Annotated in this window: 14 protein-coding genes; 2 read left to right on the forward strand and 12 right to left on the reverse strand. The window is 59.0% G+C overall.

The window, feature by feature from the left end; genetic code table 11:
- Positions 1–37: 37 nt before the first annotated feature.
- The 4 genes from AC1RO0_RS02245 to AC1RO0_RS02260 form a co-directional block, all read right to left on the reverse strand.
- A complete protein-coding gene (locus AC1RO0_RS02245; protein ID WP_498591347.1) occupies positions 38–1129 on the reverse strand; it encodes an ABC transporter ATP-binding protein in 1092 nt (363 codons plus the stop codon).
- Between the two features lie 3 nt (positions 1130–1132).
- Positions 1133–2074, reverse strand: coding sequence for a carbohydrate ABC transporter permease (locus AC1RO0_RS02250; protein WP_498591348.1), 942 nt, complete (start codon positions 2072–2074; stop codon positions 1133–1135).
- Entirely contained in the window at positions 2067–2972 is a 906-nt protein-coding gene (locus AC1RO0_RS02255) for a carbohydrate ABC transporter permease (protein ID WP_498591349.1), read from the reverse strand. Before AC1RO0_RS02255 ends, AC1RO0_RS02250 begins: the two co-directional genes overlap by 8 nt.
- Positions 2973–3184: 212 nt before the next feature.
- Positions 3185–4420: an ABC transporter substrate-binding protein gene (locus AC1RO0_RS02260; RefSeq protein WP_498591350.1), complete on the reverse strand. Its 1236-nt coding sequence runs from the start codon at positions 4418–4420 to the stop codon at positions 3185–3187.
- Between the two features lie 463 nt (positions 4421–4883).
- Here AC1RO0_RS02260 and AC1RO0_RS02265 point away from each other — a divergent pair, with 463 nt between their 5' ends.
- On the forward strand, positions 4884–5915 hold the full coding sequence (locus AC1RO0_RS02265) for a LacI family transcriptional regulator (RefSeq protein WP_498591351.1): 1032 nt from the start codon (positions 4884–4886) through the stop codon (positions 5913–5915).
- 68 nt (positions 5916–5983) lie between these two features.
- On the opposite strand, the gene gnd is transcribed toward AC1RO0_RS02265, so the two are convergent.
- Positions 5984–7411, reverse strand: coding sequence for an NADP-dependent phosphogluconate dehydrogenase (gene gnd / locus AC1RO0_RS02270; protein ID WP_498591352.1), 1428 nt, complete (start codon positions 7409–7411; stop codon positions 5984–5986).
- A 291-nt stretch (positions 7412–7702) separates the two neighbouring features.
- On the opposite strand from gnd, the gene AC1RO0_RS02275 reads away from it, so the two are divergent.
- Positions 7703–8101, forward strand: a complete 399-nt coding sequence (locus AC1RO0_RS02275) for an SRPBCC family protein (RefSeq protein ID WP_498591353.1) — start codon at positions 7703–7705, stop codon at positions 8099–8101.
- A 26-nt stretch (positions 8102–8127) separates the two neighbouring features.
- Here AC1RO0_RS02275 and AC1RO0_RS02280 read toward each other — a convergent pair whose 3' ends face one another.
- The 7 genes from AC1RO0_RS02280 to AC1RO0_RS02310 all read right to left on the reverse strand — a co-directional run bounded on the left by AC1RO0_RS02280 (position 8128) and on the right by AC1RO0_RS02310 (position 15104).
- Complete coding sequence (locus tag AC1RO0_RS02280; protein ID WP_498591354.1) at positions 8128–8616, reverse strand: GNAT family N-acetyltransferase; 489 nt, start codon at positions 8614–8616, stop codon at positions 8128–8130.
- Positions 8617–8647: 31 nt separating this feature from the next.
- Positions 8648–9265, reverse strand: a complete 618-nt coding sequence (locus AC1RO0_RS02285; RefSeq protein WP_498591355.1) for an ABC-type transport auxiliary lipoprotein family protein — start codon at positions 9263–9265, stop codon at positions 8648–8650.
- 38 nt (positions 9266–9303) lie between these two features.
- Positions 9304–10674 (reverse strand): MlaD family protein, encoded by a 1371-nt coding sequence (locus AC1RO0_RS02290; RefSeq protein WP_498591356.1) that lies wholly within the window; start codon positions 10672–10674, stop codon positions 9304–9306.
- Positions 10675–10682: 8 nt separating this feature from the next.
- On the reverse strand, positions 10683–11546 hold the full coding sequence (locus AC1RO0_RS02295; protein ID WP_498591357.1) for an ABC transporter ATP-binding protein: 864 nt from the start codon (positions 11544–11546) through the stop codon (positions 10683–10685).
- Positions 11547–11558: 12 nt separating this feature from the next.
- Entirely contained in the window at positions 11559–12719 is a 1161-nt protein-coding gene (locus tag AC1RO0_RS02300; RefSeq protein WP_498591358.1) for an ABC transporter permease, read from the reverse strand.
- Between the two features lie 155 nt (positions 12720–12874).
- Positions 12875–14098, reverse strand: coding sequence for an MFS transporter (locus tag AC1RO0_RS02305; RefSeq protein ID WP_498591359.1), 1224 nt, complete (start codon positions 14096–14098; stop codon positions 12875–12877).
- A 166-nt stretch (positions 14099–14264) separates the two neighbouring features.
- Entirely contained in the window at positions 14265–15104 is an 840-nt protein-coding gene (locus tag AC1RO0_RS02310; RefSeq protein ID WP_498592360.1) for a UDP-2,3-diacylglucosamine diphosphatase, read from the reverse strand.
- Between the last annotated feature and the right edge of the window lie 246 nt (positions 15105–15350).

The raw sequence follows: 15350 nt of genomic DNA on the forward strand, positions 1-15350 counted from the left end.
CTGTGGGCGGAGGCGGCCAAGCCGCCCCCGTTTATGACTAGATTCTGAGTTCTGTTTCCGCGTCGAAGAGCGAGGCGACGGTCATGTCGAAGACGAGCTTGACTGGCGATCCCGGGCTGAAGCGCCGCGAGCCATTGATGCGCACCGACATGGTATGACCGGCATGGTTGAGCCAGAGCAGGTTATCCGCGCCCATCGGCTCCTCGATATCAACGGTGGCGTTGTGGGTTTCCGTGCCGGGACCCAGATCCTCGTTGACCTTGACGTGCTCCGGCCGGACCCCGAGGACGACCTTGCGGCCCGCAACCAGCGGCTCTGCGGCCCTATAGCCGTCAAGCGAGAAGATCACGTCATTGGTGGCGAAAGCGACCTTGCCTTCACGATTGACCAGTTCGCCCTTCAGGAAATTCATCGACGGCGAACCAATGAAGCCAGCGACGAACAGGTTGCGCGGCTCATTGTAGATGGTTGTGGGATCGTCGAGCTGCATGATGATGCCGTTCTTCATGATGGCGATGCGGTCGGCGAGCGTCAGGGCCTCGATCTGGTCGTGGGTAACGTAGATCATGGTGTTCTTCAGTGACTGGTGCAGCCGCTTGATCTCGACGCGCAGCTCCGAGCGCAGCTTGGCGTCAAGGTTGGACAGCGGCTCGTCGAAGAGGAACACATCGACATCGCGCACCAGGGCACGGCCGATTGCGACACGCTGGCGCTGGCCACCGGAAAGCTCCGCCGGCTTGCGCTTGAGCAGCGGCTGGATCTGCAGGATTTCGGCGGCGCGGGCGATGCGCTTGTCGATCTCCGCCTGCGGCACCTTGGCAACATGCAATCCGAACGACAGGTTCTTCTCGACCGTCATCTGCGGATAGAGCGCGTAGGACTGGAACACCATGCCGATGCCACGGTCCTTCGGCTCTTCCCAGGTGACATTCTTGCCCTTGATGAAGATCTGCCCTTCGGTGATATCGAGCAAGCCGGCAATGCAATTGAGCAAGGTCGACTTGCCGCAGCCGGACGAGCCGAGCAATACGAGGAATTCGCCGTCCTGGATCTCAAGATTGAGGTTTTTCAGGACGTTGACCGCGCCGAAATCGAGCGACAGTTCCTTGATTGAAACGCTACTGTTCATAAATCAACCCTTCACTGCGCCGGCGGCGATGCCACGGACGAAAAGCCGTCCGGAGACGAAATAAACGACCAGCGGAACAAGACCCGTCAGGATCGTTGCCGCCATGTTGACGTTGTATTCCTTCACGCCCTGGACAGAATTGACGATGTTGTTGAGCTGCACGGTCATCGGATAATATTCCGGCCGGGTGAAGACGACGCCGAATAGGAAGTCGTTCCAGATACCCGTAATCTGCAGGATCATGGCGACGACGAAGATCGGCAGCGACATGGGCAGCATGATGCGCAGGAAAATTTGCCAGAAACCGGCACCGTCGATACGCGCAGCCTTGAAAAGCTCCACCGGCAGCGATGCGAAATAATTGCGGAACAGGAGCGTCAGGATCGGCATACCGAAGATGCTGTGCACCAGGATAAGTCCGCTGAGCGTGCCGTAGATACCGATTTCGCGCAGCACGATGACGATCGGATAGATCATCACCTGATAGGGAATGAACGCGCCGACGACGAGGATCGAGAAAAACAGATCCGCCCCCTTGAAGCGCCAGTTGGCAAGCGCATAACCGTTGACCGAAGCGATCGCGATCGAGAGGATCGTGGACGGCACGGTGATGCGAACCGAATTCCAGAAGCCACGGGAAAGACCGTCGCAATTGAGACCGGTGCAGGCCGTCGCCCAGGCTTTCACCCACGGCTCGAACGTGATCTCGAGCGGCGGCGAGAAGATGTTGCCCATGCGGATTTCGGGCATTCCCTTCAACGAGGTGACAATCATCACATAGAGCGGCAACAGGTAATAGACCGCGGCAACAAAGAGCGTGCCGTAGAGCATGATGTTGCGTCCGGAAAGCGCCGGCCGTGGCTTGCGGCCGTTCGGTCCGGAGAAGGTCTTGCCGCTCGCGGCCTCACTGCCATTTGCATTCTTGAGAGTAACAGGATCAGCCACGCTTGCGCCCTCCGCCGAATTCCAGATAGGCCCAGGGGATAATGATGATGGCGACGGTCACCAGCATCATGGTGGAGGCGGCAAATCCCTGACCGAGGTTCTGCGCCTGGAACATGTAGTCGTAGACGTATTTCGCCGGGACTTCCGACGAGATGCCGGGTCCGCCGCTCGTTTGCGCGACGACGAGGTCGTAGACCTTGACGATGCCGCTGGCGATAATGACGAGCGTGGTGATGAAAACAGGGCGCATCATCGGAATGACGATGAACAGATAGGTCCTCCACATGGGGATCCCATCCACGCGCGCCGCTTTCCAGATGTCCTCATCGATGCCGCGCAGGCCGGCAAGCATCAGGCACATCACGAGACCCGTTCCCTGCCAGAGCGCGGCGATCAACACGCCATAAATGACGATGCTCGGCGTATAGAGCGGATCGAAGGTGAAGTTCGTCCACCCGAACGAACGCACCACCGACTGGATGCCGAATTCGGGATTGAGCAGCCACTGCCAGACCAGGCCGGTGACGATGAAAGAGAGGGCGAAAGGATAGAGGAAAATCGTGCGGAAGGTGTTTTCGAAGCGGATCTTCTGGTCCATCAATGCCGCCAGCACGAAGCCGATGACGAGACTGAAGATCATCGAAAGAATGCCGTAAACCGCTAGATTTTCGATGGACATGATCCATCGCGGCGCTGCCCACAGGCGATGGTATTGGTCCAGTCCGACAAAGCTGAGACGAGGCAGCAGCTTCGAATTGGTGAAGGAATAAACCACCGTCCAGATTGAGCCGCCAAGGAAGATGACGACAGCCGTCAGGATCATTGGAATGGATGCAATCTTCGAGTTCAGATTGCGCAGATATTGATTTGGCCGGCCGGCTTTCGCTTGACCCGTCATTGTAGCTCCTTCTGCATCGCGACTGCTTCGACGATCAGAAACCGGATATGAACCGCGGTTCCTGCGCTTCCCCTCACCCACGGTGACCGTCACATACATACGGATCCGCCGGCCATGAGGGGTGCTGTGGCAAACCGGATCACACTATGTGTCCCGGCGGTGGTACCGGCCCGCTACGCGAAGCCGGCACCACTACAGCGAGAAGATAGAGGTCAATCAGCCGCGGCGATAATGTCGACGAAGCGCTTCTGCGCCGCTTCCGGCGTCATCGCGGGATTTGCGAAGAACTCGGAGAACAGGTCTTCCTTCTGCTTTTGAGTATCGGCGGAAAGAAGCTGGTCCGTACCCTCGATCACGTTGCCCTTCTTCAGGATCTCGAGGCCCTTCTTCATGCAATCATTGGCTTCCGCGAGATCCACGTCACCACGAACGGGCAGCGAGCCCTTCTTCAGGTTGAAGGCGACCTGCGTCTTCGGATCGAGCAGCGTCTTGGCCAGCACTTCCTGAGCCTTGGATTTGGCATCGTCCTTCAGCAGCGGGAAGTAGAATGCATCGCCGCCTGTCGAAATGACTTCATTGACGCCGAGACCCGGAAGGCAGGTATAGTCCGTGCCGGCCTTCTGGCCTGCCAGCGCGAACTCGCCCTGCGCCCAGTCGCCCATGATCTGACCGCCGGCCTTGGCGGTGATGACCAGGTTCGTAGCCTGGTTCCAATCCTGAACATTGGAGCCCTTGGACAGCTTGCGGGCATCGTCAGCGGCCTTGAAGACCTTGGCGATTTCCGGTCCGGCAGCGACTGTCTTATCCTTGTCGCCAAACACCTTCTGGAAGGTATCCTTGCCGGCGATGGCGACCATCAACACGTCGAAGGCACCTGCGGCCTGCCACGGCTGACCACCCAAGGCGAGCGGAACGATACCGGCCTTCTGCAGTGCGGGACCAGCGGCAACGAACTCATCCCAGTTCTTCGGAACCTCGACACCGGCCTTCTTGAAGGCTGCGTTCGAGAGCCAGAGCCATTGCCAGGAGTGGATATTGACCGGGGCGCAATAGATCTTGCCGTCGATCGTGCAGGAATCGAGCAGGCTGGACGGGCGAATGACATCCTTCCAGTGCTCCTTAGTGGCGACATCGGTCAGGTCGCGCATAAGGCCGGCCTGCACAAGCTCCTCTGCCTGGCGGCCATGGTTGAACTGGGTGGCGCCCATCGGATCGCCGCCGGTGATACGGCTGACCATGATCGGACGCGCGGTACCGCCGGAGCCGGCAATCGCACCATCCACCCAATGATTGCCGGTGGCGTCGAACGCCTTTGCAAACTCGGCCACGGCGGCCGCTTCGCCACCGGACGTCCACCAATGCGTTACCTCCAGATCAGTCGCATTGGCCGCTCCCAGTGGCAATACGACCGACGCAGCAAGCGCAGTCGCCATCAAACGAATATTCATGAGTTTTCCTCCCTCACTGAAACGTTGCCGGAAAAACGTAGTCTAATCATTTTCAACGCGCAACCGCCTGTCCGCGAAATTTTACCGAAAGCCCGACTATGCGATTTCTGATTACAGTTATGCTTGCAAAAAATGCGATGTGCCTGACGATTCACCAGATGTCCGTATCAACCGAATTTTCCATTAGTTCATTGATTTTTTTCGATTAAAATTGCTGCATCGCCCCATAAATCTCACATATCGCTTCGCAGATGCAAAATTTTTCATCCAAGGCTGTGGATTCAACCCCTGGATATCTTATTTGACATCAAGGCAGAAAAAGCGCTCGACTTTTCTACTGTATCGTTACAGATTTCCGCAATGAGGGAGGAGCGGCCGTATCACGCATGTGCTTGCGGCGCTGCCACAGGCGATATAAGCGCATGGTCGCGGGAGAGGCGGCCGGGAGGCAGGCTTGGACGAGATGGATAATAAGAGAACTTCAGGCGGCGGTATTCAGCCCTCGCCCGAGCGGCCGACGCTGAAGACGATCGCCTTTATGACCGGCCTTGGGATCACGACCGTTTCGCGCGCCCTGAAGGATGCTCCCGATATCGGCGCGGAAACCAAGGAGCGCGTTCGCATGGTCGCCCGTCAACTGGGCTACCAGCCAAATCGCGCCGGCGTGCGCCTGAGAACCGGCAAGACCAACGTTATCGCGCTGGTGCTCAGCATCGATGAGGAAATCATGGGCTTCACCAGCCACATGGTTTTCGGTATCTCCGAGGTTCTGGCGGGAACGCAATATCATCTCGTCATCACCCCGCACTCGCACAGCAAGGACCCGCTGGTGCCGGTGCGCTATATCCTCGATACCGGATCGGCGGACGGCGTCATCATATCGCGCACGGAGCCGGATGATCCTCGCGTGGAACTCATGCATCAGCGCGGCATGCCCTTTGCCACGCATGGGCGCACGAACATGGGAATCTCCCATCCTTTCCACGACTTCGACAACGAAGCTTTCGCGCGTGAAGCGGTGCGTGCGCTGGTCGCCAGGGGACGTCGCCGCATCGCGCTGCTGCAGCCACCGGGCAAGCTCAATTATTATCTGCACACCCAGATCGGCTTTCAGACGGGCTTGCGCGAGTATCAGGCCCAGGAGGTTCCGCTGAGGGCCAGCACCGATACGACGCTTGCCGACATCAAGGATACGGTGGAGGCGCTGATGCGCTCCCCGCACGCCCCCGACGGCATCGTCTGCGCCAGCAGCGCCGGCGCCATCGCCGTCAATGCCGGCATCGAGGCGGCGGGCTTCCGTCTCGGCCACGATATCGACATGGTTGCCAAGCAATCGACCGACGTTCTGAGCTGGATCCGCCCGGAGATCATCGCGATCCACGAAGACTTCCGCCATGCCGGCCGCGAGCTGGGCAAGGCCGTCATCGCCCGCATCGACGGCATAGAGCCGGAACTGTTGCAAAGCATCAGCTCCCCGATCTGGCCGAAGGGCTGACGGGCAAGAAAAAACCCGCCGGATGCTTATCCGACGGGCTCTTCTATCTTCAAAATCAGCTGAAACTATCAGCCGTTCGCACCACTGCCCCATGGGCCGTGATGGATATCCTTGCCGTCGACGCGATCGAAACCATGGGCGCCGAAGAAGTCGCGCTGGGCCTGGATCAGGTTTGCGGTGCCGCGAGCCTGGCGGTAGGCGTCGAAATAGGTCAGAGCGGAGGCCAGTGCCGGAACCGGCATGCCGGAGGCCGTGGCGGCCGAAACGATACGGCGCAGCGACGGGATCGATTCCTTGACCATTTCGGCAAAGGCCGGGGTGACGATCAGGTTGGCGGCATCCGGCGTCTTGGTGAAGGCGCTGGTGATCTCGTCAAGGAACTGCGAGCGGATGATGCAGCCCGCGCGCCAGATCTTGGCGATGACCGGCATCGGCAGCGACCAGTTGAACTCCTTCGACGCTTCGGCCATGACGGCAAAGCCCTGCGCATAGGCGCCGATCTTGGCGGCAAACAGTGCCAGTTCCAGGTCCTTCAGCAGGTCCGGGCCGAAGGCGATCGGGAACTTGTAGTCCGGTGTACCGAAGATTTTCTCGGCAGCTTCGCGCTGGCTCTTGATGGCCGAAAGGCTACGAGCAGCAACGGCGGCTTCGATGGCGGTGGCCGGAATACCCATGTTCTGCGCTTCGATGGCAGACCACTTGCCGGTACCCTTCTGGCCAGCCTTGTCGAGGATGACATCAGGCATGGCGCTGCCGGTTGCCGGATCCTTGGCTGCCAGCACCTTTTCGGTGATCTCGATCAGGTAGGAGTTGAGGCGTCCCTTGTTCCAGTCGCCGAAGATGCCGCTGATTTCTGCGGCGCTCTTGCCGAGACCATCGCGCAGGATGCCGTAAATTTCGGCGATCATCTGCATGTCGGCATATTCGATGCCGTTGTGGATGGTCTTGACGAAATGGCCGGCGCCATCATTGCCGAGCCAGGCAACGCACGGATCGTTGTTATATGTGGCAGCAATCGAGGTCAGCACCTTCTCGACGCGTTTATAGGAATCCTCGGTGCCGCCGACCATGATCGACGGACCGTGGCGCGCACCTTCCTCGCCACCGGAGACACCCATGCCGATAAAGGTCAGGCCGGTATCCTTCAGGCGGTCGAAGCGGGCGATGGTGTCGCGGAAATTGGCGTTGCCGGCATCGATCATGATGTCGCCCTTGTCGAGATAGGGCTGCAAAGCCGCCATCTGCTGGTCGACCGGCTCGCCAGCCTTGATCATAATGATGATCGGCCGTGGCGGACGAATCGATTCGACGAACTCTTCGATCGTCTTGCAGGGAATGATCTTGTCCTTCAACGCGCCCGCATTCGCATAGAATTCATCCGTCACCTGCGGCGTACGGTTGAACACCGCGATCTTATTGCCCTTTTCGGCAATGTTGAGCGCCAGATTCGATCCCATCACAGCGAGACCGATCAGTCCGATTTCTGCCTTTTCCACGACAATCCTCCAATAATTCTCTTGCTGCGCCTCACATCCCATCGCATGCGCAGAGGACGCAGTGATATTTTGAAATGACGCCTAAGCCTTCCCCGAAACCGATACCGCCTTTCGGGAGTTATGCGTTGGGCGTGTTGTTGCACTCCGGGCGCAAAACGGCAAGCCTTCGCCAGCCTCGAATCGGCCCCATTGCAGAACCGGGCAAGAATGCTGCAGGATTTTTCAAAAGGCCGGCTTCCGGCAAGCTGACCCGGTGGTCCATCGATGACGGATATAGAGGAGAAAACATCCATGTCGACCATGTCTGCCGAGATCGTTCATGTCTCCATCGACCGTCCTTGGCGGGAGGTCTATGGCTTTGCGGGCCGCCCGGAAAACATGCCGCTCTGGGCCTCGGGCCTCGCATCCGGACTGGAATTGGATGGCGACGATTGGGTTGCCAAAGGCATTCTCGGCACCGTCCGTGTCCGCTTCGCACCCCGCAACGACTTCGGCGTCATCGACCATACGGTAACCCTCGACACCGGCTTGCAGGTCCATAATGCACTCAGGGTCGTACCGAACGGCGATGGCTGCGAAGTCATGTTCACACTGCTGAGATTACCCGGAATGACGGACGAGCAGTTCGCGGACGACGCGGCGCATGTGCTGAAGGATCTCAACACATTGAAGGCGCTGATGGAGCGATAGCCGACGAGCATGCAAGGATGTTGACCTTACTGAGTCAACTTCTTTGTCATATGGACGCAAGGCATGTGTTGCCCGGAGCCAAGAACATGCTCTCCTCGGGATTCCGTTTGATAGCCCATCGCTTCGTAAAACGGGTGCGCGGTCAGGGATGAATCCAGCCGAAGGATGGTAAGCCCCTCCTGCTTTGCGGTGCGTTCAAGTTCGGCAATCAGTGCCCTGCCAACACCTTTTCCCGCCACCCTGGGTGACACATAGCAAGCCCTCAGCTCCTCATTCGCTAGTGCGATCGCGGCAAATCCAACGATCTCGCCGCTGATCTCTGCAACAAAGCGAATTTCGTTTTCCGCGTTCTCATGGAAGCGGGATATGGCCCCGGTGCCGACAGGCATCGGCGCCCATTGCTCGATGATCTCGGGAGCATAGTCCTTCGCAGCCGTCACGCGCACGGCCGCGTGGTGCACCTCCAAGGCAGCGACAGCATCGTCAGGCGTGATCGGTCTGACTAAAATGGGCATTTTTGTCGTCCGTTAAACGGATAGGCAAACCTCAAAGCGAGCGCAGCGTCCAATCGACAATCTCGGCAGTCACGCCGGCAAAGGCCGTATCGAGCCCTTTCACGAAATCCGGGTTGCTCCCACCGGTGACCGGGACGGCCTTGCGGAAGACGCTCTGTGACTTGATCGTGCCCGTGCGGTCATTGAGGATCTTCACCGAGATCTCGACAGCGGCGGACTTTTGGCCGCCCGCGGCATCGATCTCGAAGGAGCGGATGTCGGTCACGATCTGATAGTCGATCGCCAGCCCCTGCCCCGGCACGCCGACGCCGCCAAGCTTGCCGGTATTCTCGAAGGCTTCGACCAGCTTCGACTGCACCATTCGGCTCAGCTTGTCGCTCCACTGCGCCTTGCCGAGATACTGGATTTCGGAGGGCGAGACGCGGATGACGATCAGGTTGCTGTCGAGCGCCTGCAATGCCGTCGGCGGCGGAATGAGGATCTGCTTGCCCTTCATCAACGGACCGCTCGCCTTGACCGAGGCCGAGAGATCATAGGTATCGTTGGATGGCTTGGAACCGCAGCCGCTGAGCAGGGCCGCGAGCAGCGGCAGGACGATCGCTGCCTTCCGGTACACCTGATAACGCTCACTCGAAACGCAACCGACCATATTCCGCATATCCCTCACAACCCCAAAACCGCTATCCATCAACGCCGCGCCCGGCCATCATATTGCTTGACCGTATCGCCACCGAACAGCAGGCGCTGCGGATTGCGATCGAAGTTAGTGATCGTGCTGTTGAGATTGTCAACCGTGCCCCGCATATCGTTGATGAGGGTCTGGACGTTGCTCAGACCGCTGCTCGAGAACTTCTGCAGATTGTCGGCGATCGGCCCGATCCGGGCATTGAGATTGTCCGCCATCTTCTTGAAAGATTGGAGCGTGTCCTTGGCTTCGGCAAACAGCGACTGCGTGTCGCCGGAACCGAGCAGCGAGTCGACCTTGCTGAGAACGCCGTCGACCTTGCCGGACGCCGAGTTCAGCTTCTCGGAAATCGATCGGGCATTGGCAATCGTCTGGTCGATATCCTGCTGGCGGGCGGCAACCGAATTGGCGACGTCGCGGATGGATGTCACGGCCGCGCGGGCGTCCTTGGTCACCTGCGTAATATCGTCAACCGAACCTTTCAGCTTGGCGGGGTCGATCTGTGCCACGATGGCATCCACACGATCCAGCGTCTGCTGCGCCTTCTGACCGAACGCATTGTAGGTGTCGGCGGTCTGCTTGAACGCGGCCACGGTCGCCTTCAGATCGGTCGTTGCGTCCGCCACGTTGGCGGTGATCTTGTTGGCGTTGTTGACGACTTCGTTGATCTTGTTGGCGTCGACCGCACGCACCAGTTTCTCGACGGCTTCCAGCGTCGAGTCGATACGAGTCGAGACATTCTTGAAGGTGTCGGAAAGCTGCCCCATGCTGGCGAGGAATTTGTCGATGTTGTCGGAATTGTCCGACAAGGCCTTGGAGAAGGTCTGTGCATTGCGCACGGTATCGGTCAGCGGCGCACGGGAATCCGAGACGAATCCCTGGATATCGCCGATCGTGTCGTTGGCACGGTTCAGAATCTTGTCGGCGGTGTTAAGCAGGTTCGTGACGCTCGACTGATCGGCGAGCAGCACGGCGCGCTTGCCGGTATCGACCGAGCGCTTGAGGATGTTTTCGTCGCCATTGCGGCCGCCGGACAGCTCGATATAGGCAGCGCCCGTCAGGCCCTGGATCTCCAGAATGGCCTTGGTGGACGTATAGACCGGCGCGTCAGCACGCACCTCGGTAAAGGCCAGCGAATAGTTCGGATCGTCGGCATCGATCGAAAGCCCCTGCACGGAGCCGACCTGAATGCCGTTGAAGCGGACGGGAGAACCGACGCTCAGGCCGTTTGCCGAGCCCGGAATGCGAACGACCAGTTCGACCATCGGTCCACCCCGGCCATATTCGGCCATCCAATAGACGAAGCCGAAGGCCGCCGCGATGACCAGCAATGTAAAGAACCCGACGATCGTATAGTTGGCTTTTGTTTCCATTGTTCCAATTACTTCTCGCGGCTGTGGGCGCCAGCGCCGTTGTCTTCGTTGCGGTCTCCAACCCTTCCCGTCGGCACGATCGAACGCGCGCGTTTACCACGGAAATAGGACTGCACCCAGGGGTCGTCGCAGGCGAGCATGTCCTCAACCGTTCCTTCCACCAATACCCGTTTCTGTCCGAGAACGGCAATACGATCGCAGACGGAAAACAGGCTGTCGAGGTCGTGAGTCACCATATAGACGGTCAGACCGAGCGTGTCTCGCAGCTTGGCGATCAGCTCGTCGAATTCCGCGGCACCGATCGGGTCGAGGCCGGAGGTCGGCTCGTCCAGGAAAACGAGGGCGGGGTCGAGCGCCAAGGCTCGCGCCAGTGCCGCGCGCTTGATCATGCCGCCGGAAAGCTCCGACGGATATTTATCGGCCGCATCGGCGGCAAGACCGACCATGCGGATCTTCAGATGCGCCAGCTCGTCCATCAATGCTTTCGGCAGGTCGAGATATTCCCGCATCGGGACCTGGATGTTCTCCTTCACCGTCAGCGAAGAGAACAGCGCACCCTGCTGGAACAGCACGCCGAGACGCATGTCGAGCCTGTTGCGCTCTGGCTCGGAAAGCTTGTCATAGTCTTCGCCAAGTATCTCGATCGTGCCCGAGCGGCGCGGCAACAGCCGCAGCACCGTGCGCAGCAGCACCGACTTGCCGGCACCGGAGGCACCAACGAAGCCCAGAATTTCACCGCGATAGATATTGAGGTTCAGTTTATCGAGCACGACTTTCGATCCGAAAGCGACGGTGACATCCCGCGCCGACAGCACGATGTCCCTGCCATGCTCATCTTTTTCCAGGGAGATTTCCGAGTGAAGCGCGCTCATCGTTGATATCCCTCAGAAATCGATCGCGGCATAGAACATGGCGAACAGCCCGTCCATCAGGATCACCACGAAAATCGACTTCACCACCGATGCGGTCACATGCTGGCCAAGCGATTCGGCACTGCCGCCGACCTTCAATCCCTCGACGGCCGCGACGATGCCGATCACCAGCGCCATGAACGGCGCCTTGATCATGCCCGAGATGACGGTGGAAAGGCTGATCGCCTCATGCAGGCGCGCAATGAAAGTAGCGAAGGTGATGCCGGAATAAGCCCAGGTTACCGTTGCCGCACCGAAGAGCGAGGCGAAATTGGCAAGGATCGTCAGCAGCGGTAGCGCCACCGTCAGCGCCACCAGCCGCGGGAAGATCAGGACGCCGATTGGGTTCAGGCCCATGACCTTCAGCGCATCGACCTCTTCGCGCATCTTCATCGAGCCGATTTCGGCGGTGATCGCGCTGCCCGAGCGGCCGGCGATCATGATGGCGGTCAGAAGCACGCCGATTTCGCGCAATTGCAGGATGCCGACGAGATCGACGACGAACACTTCGGCGCCGAAATAGCGCAGCTGGAATGCCCCCTGCTGCGCGATGATCGCGCCGATCAGATAGGACATCAAAAGGATGATCGGGACGGCACGCACGCCCATATGGTCGATCTGGTTGACGATCGAGGCCGGAGAAACGCCGCTGCCGCGCCCGAACTTCAGCTGCGCGCCGCGCACCGCCGAACCGAGGATATACATGGCCGCAACGAGATTGCCCCAGACCTCGTAGACGGTTTCACCGATCGGCGCGAAAATGCGCTCCGTCCAGGATTTTTTCGGCCGGAGTTCCGGCTTTTCGGCATCCGGGTCTTCGGTAAAGGCCGTCAACAGCTCGTCGATATGCGGATTGGAGCCTTCGATGCTGACGCTGGCGCCATGCGCTTCCTGGCTTTCCTTCAAACGGCGGATCAGCAGCGCGCCGGCGGTGTCGACATCGGAGAGATCGGAAAGATCGATCACCACCCGGCCGCCAGTACTCCGCGTCGTCAGCTCATCGATGCGCCGCAACACGCCATGGACATTGGCGCTGCGCCAATTGCCTTCCAGCCGATAGCGATGCCCGCTGCCATCAGGCTCGTCGTCGATCCTCGGTGCATCGGGTTTCTGTACGGCTGCTTTCAAACTCATACATCTTTCAAGTCTTGCGGCACATTCGCCGACTCGGGAATCCCCGCGCGACGCTAATCGTTAATACACCGAGTTCATAGGCGATTTCTATGCCGCGCAAGCGCCAAAGATATGGCACGGCATTTTGATAACTAAATGAAACCACTTTGCGCGACTTACGAAACCTCGCTTGCTCTTCCACCGATCGAGGAACTCCGAGGCTGAAGACTGCGGGCGAAAACCACCATGGCAAGACCGAAGGCAGCGACACCGGACATGATGTAGTAGCTCGAAAGCCCCAGCCAGGCATAGAGATAGCCGGACGCCAGGGTCATCAGCCCGAGAAACATACCGTTGTAAAAGAAGTAAGTGCCCTGAGCAGACGCCTCCTGCGTTTCCTGCACCGAAGCGACGATGCGGCGCTGGATGCCGGTATGCACGCAGGCAAAGGTACAGGCATGGAAACATTGCAGCACGAAATAGCCGGCGAAACCGAGATTAATCGGGAACAGGATCCAGCGGACGACGCACACGGCCGAGCCGAAAAAGATCAGTGTCCAGGCGCTGAACCGGCGGCCCAGCATCCTCGACATGAAAAACACCATCACCTCCGCCGCCACCCCGATGCACCAGAGAACGGCGATCTGCGTGCCTGAAAAGCCAAGCTCGCGCCAATAGATCGATGCGAAAGTATACATCATGGCATGGCTCGACTGCTGCACCGACACACCAATCATGGTGACCAGCAATTGCGGCGAGCGCAGCGAGCTGCCGGTTGGCGCCTGCAAATCGATCGGTTGATGATGACGGCGACGCGTCGGCCCGATGCGCGGACAGAAAAAGGCCATCAGCGTTGTCAGGACGAAACCCGCAACCATGGCAGGGAGAACCGTCGTACCACCCCATTTGCCGATCATCTGACCGCCGATAAGCGTCGAGACGATGAAGGCGATCGATCCCCAGACGCGCATCGAGCCGTAATCGAAACCCCAGCGCCGTACGCCGGAAACCGCGATCGATTCAACGATGGGAACGTAAGGCGCATATGTCGCCCCCTGGATGCCATAGACCAGAAGCACCGGCCAAAAATCGCTCGTCCAGTAAAGCGCGATCGCCGTCAACAGCGACAGCGCACCCGACCAGAACAGCACAGTGGCGCGTTCCTGCACACGGTCGGCAAGCATGCCGACAATAGGCACGACAAGAACCCGCACCACCATCGGCACGGCAAGGATGAGGCCGATCTCGCGATCGCTGAAGCTCAACCCGGCCAACCAGACCGGAAAAAACGGCAAGGCAATCCCGTTGACGATCAACGGAGCACAATAGGACAAGGCGGTGCGTAACCGAAAATAAGGCGGCGCGCCCTCGCCCTGCAAAGATTTTGTCGCGGGAATCATGACAGACCTGAAGGGAACTGATGTGTTCCTATCACTCTATCGTTATCACGACTATGGCGGGAAATGGCCCAGCTGCAACGTTTCAGCCCAAAATGGCAAAAGCAGCGGGATCCAGGCGATCAATAATTATGACGGATCGTTATTAGGCCCGTGAGGCAGCGAAGTATTACGCCGCCTGCGCTCCAAGCGCCTCCGGCAGTTCCTCGCCAGCGACGCCAACGGGCTGGGTCTCGGCAATCGTCTGCCAGGTGATCAGCTCGAATGTGCCGTCCTCATGCTCGGCAATCGCCGTGCAGCTTTCGACCCAATCGCCGGTGTTGATATAGCGGATACCATCGAAATCCTCGATGACGGCATGGTGGATGTGGCCGCAGATGACGCCGTCGGCGTCGCTGCGCTTGGCCTCTTCGACGACGACGCGCTGGAACTCGCCGATGAAATTGACGGCGTGCTTGACCTGAAGCTTTGCCCAGGCCGAAAACGACCAGTAGGGCATGTTCAGGCGGCGGCGCACCGCGGCAAGGCCGATATTGATCAGGATTGCCATGTCATAGGCCCAATCGCCGAGATAGGCGAGCAGACGGGCGTTGCGGACGACGACGTCGAACTCGTCGCCATGCAGGACGAGATATCTCTTGCCGTCGGCCGTCTCGTGGATCGCGCGCTGGGCCACTTCGATGCCGCCGAAATGCATGCCGGGGAAATCGCGCAGGAATTCGTCGTGATTGCCGGGGATATAGACGATGCGAGAGCCCTTGCGCGCCTTGCGCAACAGCTTCTGCACGACGTCATTGCAATCCTGCGGCCAGTACCAATTGCGCTTCAACCGCCAGCCATCAACGATATCGCCGACAAGATAAATGGTGTCGGCGTCATGAAGGCGCAGAAAATCGAGAAGGAAGTCCGCCTTGGCCGCTTTCGAGCCGAGGTGCACGTCAGAAATGAACAGCGTTCGAAACCGCCGAGTGTCCATGTTTTCATTCACGAACATTTGTTCGCGTCCTATCCTACGTTACCTATTCCAAAATCAGACTCGTGTTTCAGGAAGATGACAAATGCTGTGCGGAGCGCTTACTGCAAGAAATCAGCCGCGTTTTACAGCTGTGGCGAGATCTGGCCGGTCGGTTGCGAAACTGACGACCTCGAAACGGAACATCGCCCGAGCACTTTCATCGCGTCGGGTCGGCAATGCCGCAGTTTTCGCAAAGGAAAAATTATGCCTTTGCCGCGACAAAAAACCCTTCAGCAGCGT

Source organism: Rhizobium sp. GW821-FHT14E12 (assembly GCF_058803745.1).